Annotated in this window: 7 protein-coding genes; 5 read left to right on the top strand and 2 right to left on the bottom strand. The window is 70.3% G+C overall.

Translation table 11 applies throughout. From position 1 onward, the window contains the following. Positions 1 to 66: 66 nt before the first annotated feature. The 5 genes from ABJK26_RS06230 to ABJK26_RS06250 are packed head-to-tail and all read left to right on the top strand — an operon-like array spanning position 67 to position 2,858. Entirely contained in the window at positions 67 to 588 is a 522-nt protein-coding gene (locus ABJK26_RS06230) for a nitrous oxide reductase accessory protein NosL (RefSeq protein ID WP_347241417.1), read from the top strand. After that, on the top strand, positions 585 to 1,334 hold the full coding sequence (locus ABJK26_RS06235; protein WP_347241419.1) for a hypothetical protein: 750 nt from the start codon (positions 585 to 587) through the stop codon (positions 1,332 to 1,334). Before ABJK26_RS06230 ends, ABJK26_RS06235 begins: the two co-directional genes overlap by 4 nt. A gap of 9 nt (positions 1,335 to 1,343) precedes the next feature. Beyond that, positions 1,344 to 1,787 carry a hypothetical protein gene (locus tag ABJK26_RS06240; RefSeq protein WP_347241420.1) on the top strand — a complete coding sequence of 148 codons (444 nt, stop codon included), beginning with the start codon at positions 1,344 to 1,346 and terminating at the stop codon, positions 1,785 to 1,787. Continuing rightward, positions 1,762 to 2,358, top strand: a complete 597-nt coding sequence (locus ABJK26_RS06245) for a MazG family protein (protein WP_347241421.1) — start codon at positions 1,762 to 1,764, stop codon at positions 2,356 to 2,358. The genes ABJK26_RS06240 and ABJK26_RS06245 overlap by 26 nt, the downstream gene beginning before the upstream one ends. Before the next feature lie 29 nt (positions 2,359 to 2,387). After that, positions 2,388 to 2,858, top strand: a complete 471-nt coding sequence (locus ABJK26_RS06250; protein ID WP_347241422.1) for a CoA pyrophosphatase — start codon at positions 2,388 to 2,390, stop codon at positions 2,856 to 2,858. Between the two features lie 44 nt (positions 2,859 to 2,902). Here the strand turns inward: ABJK26_RS06250 and argB are convergent, their stop codons facing one another. After that, on the bottom strand, positions 2,903 to 3,649 hold the full coding sequence (gene argB, locus ABJK26_RS06255) for an acetylglutamate kinase (RefSeq protein WP_347241423.1): 747 nt from the start codon (positions 3,647 to 3,649) through the stop codon (positions 2,903 to 2,905). Then, a partial coding sequence (locus ABJK26_RS06260; protein ID WP_347241424.1) for a hypothetical protein occupies positions 3,642 to 4,052 on the bottom strand: 411 nt, incomplete at its 5' end. The genes argB and ABJK26_RS06260, both read right to left, overlap by 8 nt.

Raw genomic sequence — 4,052 nt, forward strand, 5'->3', positions numbered from 1 at the left:
CTGGCCAAGCACGCGGGGCTCCTTGGGGAGGGAATGGACCACGGCCATTAGCCTAGGCTTGAGCCCATGGAACGTCGGCATCTGCTCAAGCTTGCCGTGGGAGGGCTTGGGGCCCTTTTCCTCCGGGCCCAAGCCTCTCCTAGGCCCCTACGGGTGGGGGTGGAAGCCTGCCCCTACTGCTTCATGACCATCCTGGACGCCCGCTACGCCGCTCAGGCGGTCAACCCCCAGGGCAAGGCCTTCTTTTACGACGACCCCGCCTGCCTCCTGGACCAGTTGAACGGCTGGGGGGGGCCTGAGCTGAAGGCCAAGGAGGTGTACCTGGCGGATTTCTTGGCGAGCGATCGCAAAAACCCCGTCTGGGTGGAGGCGAAAAAGGCGGTGCTCTACCACCACCCCAGAATCCGCACGCCCATGGGCTCGGGGCTTCTGGCCTTCGGCGACCCGAAGGAGCTGGAGGCGTACCTCAAGGGGCGACCGGAACACCGGGGGGGGCGGACCCTCACCTGGAACGGGGCCTTGGAGGAAGGAGCCAAGCGCACCTGGGTGCCCGCGGACTTCTTTCCCCCTCCCCCCAAGGCGCCGTGACGGGGTTTTTCCTGAGGGAGGTTGGCCGGAACCCTTGGGCCGGGGGTCTTGCGGTCCTTCCCCCCCTTCTTGCCCTGGGCTTTGAAGGGCGGGGGGAGGGGGTGGGCCTTGTGGGCCTTTACTCCAGCCTCCTCCTCGTCCTCCCGCCCCTGGTCCTGGCCCTCGCCCTTCCCCTCCTGGCCTCGAGGGAAGAGTGGGCCTTCCTCCTAGGCCTCCCCGCCCATCCGGCGCGGGCCTTTCTGGAAGGGGTCTTGGGGGTGTTCCTCGGCCTTCTCCTCCCCTTCCTCCCCGGGATGCTCATGGCGGCGGGCCTCTTGGGGTTGGGGAGGGAGGCCGCTTTGTGGTTCCTCCTTTCGGGGCTGGGGCTCCTCGCCTTTTGGGTGGGGCTTTCCGCCCTGCTTTCCGCCCTCTCCTTGGAGGAGAGGCGGGCCCTAGGGTTCGGTTTCGCCCTCTTCGGCTTTCTCAGCGTGCTTTACGGGCCTTTGGTGGTGGCCCTGGCCGTGCGCCTTAGGGACTACCCCCTCGAGGGCCTCCTCACGGGAGCCCTGCTCCTCAACCCCCAGGAGGTCCACCGGGTAGGCCTCCTCTCGGGGCTCAAGGCCCCCGTGCTCACGGGGCCTGTGGGCTACTTGGTGGCGGAGCAGCTGGGACAGGTGGGGCCCTGGCTGGGCCTGGGTTACCTCGTCTTCTCCGGGCTGGCCCTCGCCCTCCTCGCCGCCTGGGTCTTCGCCCGGAGAGACAGGTAACCTGGGTCCATGCGCCGCGCCGCCCTCTTCTTCATCCTCCCCTTCTTCCTCCAGCTCCTGGGCCTGGGGGACACCCCCTTGGGCGGGGGGCTTTGCGGCGAGGTCTTCCGCCTCAAAGACCCCGCCCTGGCCCTCAAGACCCCCGGGTTCTGGTACGGCCTCCTCTTCATGGTCCTCCTGGCCTTGGAGCTCGGCTTTGGCCTCTCCCTCCTCCTCCTTCCCCTCCTCGAGGTGCGCCCGGGAAAGGGGTGGATTCGGGCCGGGCGCTACCTGGTGGGGACCCTTCTTCTCCTCTTCCTCCTCACCCGCACCACGGGCCTGCCTGCCCCGGGCCCCGGGGGCTGGACCCTGGAGCCCGCGCCCCTGGACCCCCTCTCCCTCCTCCTCGTGGGGCTTTCCCTGACGGGGGGGCTCCTCCTAAGGGAGAATGGGGGGCATGGAAAGGCTTCTTGAGGTGATGCGCCGCCTGCGGGGGCCGGGGGGGTGCCCCTGGGACCGGGCCCAGACCCACGAAAGCCTGGTCCCCTACCTCCTGGAGGAGGCGAGCGAGGCGGCGGACGCCCTCCTTAAGGGAAACCCCCAGGAGATGGCCGAGGAGCTCGGGGACGTCCTCCTCCAGGTGGCCTTCCACAGCGTCATCGGCGAGGAGGAGGGAAGCTTCTCCTACGGGGACGTGGAGCGGGCCATCGTGGAGAAGCTCATCCGCCGCCATCCCCACGTCTTCGGGGAGGCGGAGGCCAAGACCCCGGAGGAGGTCAAGGCCCGCTGGGAGGAGCTCAAGGCCAAGGAGGGGAAGCGGGAGGACCCCTGCGCCCTGCCCCGGGGGCTTCCCACCTTGCTTCGGGCCTACGAGCTCCAGAGGAAGGGGATGGACCCAGGGAGCGAGGAGGACCTGAAGGAAGCCCTGGCAAAGGGCGACCTGGAGGAGGCGCTTTGGCAGCTGGTGGGGCTTTTCGCCAAGAGGGGCCTGGACCCCGAGAGCGCCTTAAGGAAGCGCTCCCTCAGGGCCTGCCGGGAGGGCTAGAACCCCCGCCCGGCTTCCGCCTGGCGGCGGTGGCCGTCCCCCTTCTGGGGGAGCACCTCCTCTTCACCCTAAGGAGCCCCCGCCTCCCCACCCACGCCGGCCAGGTGAGCTTTCCCGGAGGGGTGGTGGAGCCGGGGGAGGGGGTGGTGGAGGCCGCCCTGAGGGAGGCGGAGGAGGAGGTGGGGCTAAGGGGGGTAGAGCCTTTGGGCTTCCTCTCCCCCACCCTCTCCCCCCAGGGCTTCCTGGTCCAGCCCGTGGTGGTCTTCCGAGAGGACCTTCCCCCCCTTAAGCCCAACCCCGAGGAGGTGGCGAAGGTGCTCCCCGCCCCCCTGGAGGAGCTCCTAAAGGTGGAGCCCTGGGGCGAGGTGCGGCTCGGGCGCAGGGTGTGGCACTTCCCCTGGCGGGGGGTGGACATCTGGGGGGTGACGGGAAACATCCTCAAGGAGTTCCTGGAGGTGTGGCGCGAGGCGCATCGGGGTCCTTCTCGCGGACCTCTTTGACGAGCGGGAGTTTCCCTACCCCTACTACCGGGGGCCTTTCTGGCTCAAAGAGTGAAGCGGGTCCCCGCCTCTTCCCGGAGGACGGCCTCGAGGACCCCCCTCTCCCCCCGGGCGATGGCCGCCCAAGGGGCCCCGGCCCGGAGGGCGGAAAGGGCCGCCTCCACCTTGGGGACCATCCCCCCCTGGAGGACCCCCTCCCCCTTTAGGGCCTCCACCGCCTCCGGGGTGAGGCGGAGAAGGCGAGTCCCGGGGTCCTTAGGGTCCCGGTAGACCCCCTCCACGTCGGTGAGGAAGACCGCGGGCCACCCCAAGGCCCCGGCCACGGCCCCCGCGGCGGTGTCGGCGTTCACGTTCAAGGCGCCTTCCTCGTCCAAGGCGATGGGGGCGAGGAGGGGGGTGTAGCCCTTCTCCAGGAGGTCCAGGAGGAGGCCCACCTCCACCCCCACCACCTCCCCCACCCGGCCGAGCCCGGGAAGCGCCCTCCCCTTGAGGCAGAGGGCGTCCCGCCCCGAGAGGGCGACCGCCCTCCTCCCCCTTCGGGAAAGCCCAGAAGCCAGGCGCTTTCCCGTGAGGTAGAGGGCCATCTCCACCACCTCGAGCTGCTCCGGGGGCGTCACCCGAAGCCCCCCCACGAAGCGGCTCTCCATCCCCAGGCGCCCTAGCCAAGCCCCGATCTCGGGCCCGCCCCCGTGGACGAGGACGAAGGGCCCGGGGTAGGCGGAAAGCTCGTCCAAGAGGGCCTCCGCCCCCCTCAGGCTTCCCCCCACCTTGACCAGAAGGGCCTCACTCAAGGTAGACCACCTCCTCGGGGAGGCTTCCCTCCTCCTCGGCCTCCAGGAGGTCCAGAAAGCCCAAGGCCGCGTGGTCCGGGTGGAGGCCGAAGCGGGGGGCGAGAGCCCGGACGGCCTGCTCCGGGGGCAGGGCCCTGGCCCCTTCCAGGAGGGGCCTGAGGTCCTCCGGGGCCCAAAGGGCCTCCCCGAGCTCGGGGCCCCGCCGGAGCTCCGCCACCACCTCCCCCCCTTCCGCCAGGAGGAAGAGGAGGTCCTCCTCCGCCTGCACCAGGAAGGCGAGGGCCCTCCCCAAGCGGGAAAGCTCCCTCAGAAAGGCCTGCACCGCTTCCGGGTTCTCCTCCGCCTCGAGGGCCTCGTGGTAGAGGCTCGTCCAGGGGGGGTCGGGCACCAGGTAGACCCCGGC

The organism is Thermus sp., assembly GCF_039793865.1.
GTDB lineage: Bacteria > Deinococcota > Deinococci > Deinococcales > Thermaceae > Thermus.